The sequence below is a fragment of the Pseudoalteromonas sp. Of11M-6 genome, from assembly GCF_022347905.1.
Taxonomy (GTDB): domain Bacteria; phylum Pseudomonadota; class Gammaproteobacteria; order Enterobacterales; family Alteromonadaceae; genus Pseudoalteromonas.
On record NZ_JAKRFW010000117.1, the window covers coordinates 1 to 1,534 of the forward strand.

The 1,534-nt window shown below is 41.0% G+C and carries 2 protein-coding genes; both read left to right on the forward strand.

Translation table 11 applies throughout. The features are described 5' to 3' along the window. The first annotated feature begins 73 nt into the window (after positions 1–73). Positions 74–697 carry an RHS repeat-associated core domain-containing protein gene (locus tag MHN32_RS23555; protein WP_239422984.1) on the forward strand — a complete coding sequence of 208 codons (624 nt, stop codon included), beginning with the start codon at positions 74–76 and terminating at the stop codon, positions 695–697. Positions 698–714: 17 nt separating this feature from the next. Beyond that, positions 715–1,275, forward strand: coding sequence for a hypothetical protein (locus MHN32_RS23560; RefSeq protein WP_239422983.1), 561 nt, complete (start codon positions 715–717; stop codon positions 1,273–1,275). The last annotated feature ends 259 nt before the right edge of the window (positions 1,276–1,534 follow it).

Below are 1,534 nucleotides of genomic sequence, written 5' to 3' on the forward strand. Positions count from 1 at the left end.
AAATACAACAGATCCTCAGAATGATCAGTGGTTTACCGGCAAAAGATTTGATACAAAAACTGGATTGAGCTATATGCAGGCACGATACTATGATCCAGTTATCGGGCGGTTTTATTCAAATGATCCTGTTGGAGCCATTGGTCACCTCAGCCAAGGCAATATTCAAGGGTTTAATAGATATGCTTATGCTAATAACAATCCTTATAAATATGTAGACCCGGATGGTAAAGTTCCAGTTGCACCTCTTGTAGTTGCTGGAGCAAGAGCCTGTGCGTCCAATGCAGCATGTCGAGGAGCAGTAGTTTCTGGAGCGAGAGCAACAGCAAGAGGTGCAAAAAGGGCATATAACGCGATTGTAGGTGTATTCAATGAATCTGCCGACGCAACAGGGCAAGATGCCGTAGATGTTGTCACTGGTGGGAAAGAAGCCACTAATAGTAAGGAACGTTCAGGGAAAACAACTGACTTTATGCCAGATATCTCTAGTGGCGAAGCCGACGATATTATGGATGAAGTAAAAGGTCTTGATGGTGTGACTGTCAATGAAACGGAAAATGAAAGAGGTCCCATGACTGTGGTTACGACTTCGGATGGTACTAAAGTTATTGACCGAGTGGGTGGCGGCGGTGTTCGAAGTATTGAAACTCAATCTGGTGATAGCAAAACGAAAACCAGAGTCCGCGATGAACAACAGTAAGCAAGGATTTCAGAACAATGACTATAGTTGAAAATCTGCCAACATTTGTTACGTGCGCAGACTCTGAAACCTCAAAGAACATTTTTGAGAATTACGGTAAAGTGTTCACTACAGCCCTACATGATGGCGTTAAGTTTCCATTGCCAAAAAACATGGAAATCTTAGCAATCAATGACGGTTTCATACATTCGGGTGAAAACTTCAAGAATCTAGGTCGTTTAATAAAAGAGTTTGCTAGCGAGGGAGCATATTTTTTCTTTCCGCTAGCTAGCTTCAAAGATGTTTTTAAAGCTCATTTCTGCTTTGAAGTCATGGACTGGATAGAGACAGAGGTATTTGAAAGCCCAGTAGTATTCCTAATACCGGAATCAAAACTGTTTATTGTTGTGGACGAGCAGCTCTCCATAACAGTAATAGCATATCAATTAGCTATTGAAGAAAATGTATTAGAAAAGTTAGGCGGGAAGGATATTCTGCGAGATAAATTTGAAAGCTCTTTACGCGATAATTACGTGGGTTCCGGTGATGTGGAAAAAAAATGGCTGAAATCATTTTCAGAAAAATACTGCGATTGGTAAACGACTGTAAAGGTACATGTGGCTATAGGAAAATCAATCGTATCCTTTTTGAACCCAAAGCCTCGCACTCGCGGGGCTTTGTTTTTGATGATTCATTGCGTTAACTTATCGCTTATGCAAATCGCTGACACCCACCACTAATTTGCCTATTCCTCAGCTTGGGGGGCTCACGCAAGTTCGGGTATGATAAAACTGGCAATATCACTAGCAAAACTGTTAATGGTATTACTAATATTTATAACTACGATACTAACAACCA

Bases quoted from the DNA above. Each gene is read 5' to 3' on its own strand.
- MHN32_RS23555 (WP_239422984.1), top strand. From the start codon at position 74: ATGCAGGCACGATACTATGATCCAGTTATCGGGCGGTTTTATTCAAAT.
- MHN32_RS23560 (WP_239422983.1), top strand. From the start codon at position 715: ATGACTATAGTTGAAAATCTGCCAACATTTGTTACGTGCGCAGACTCT.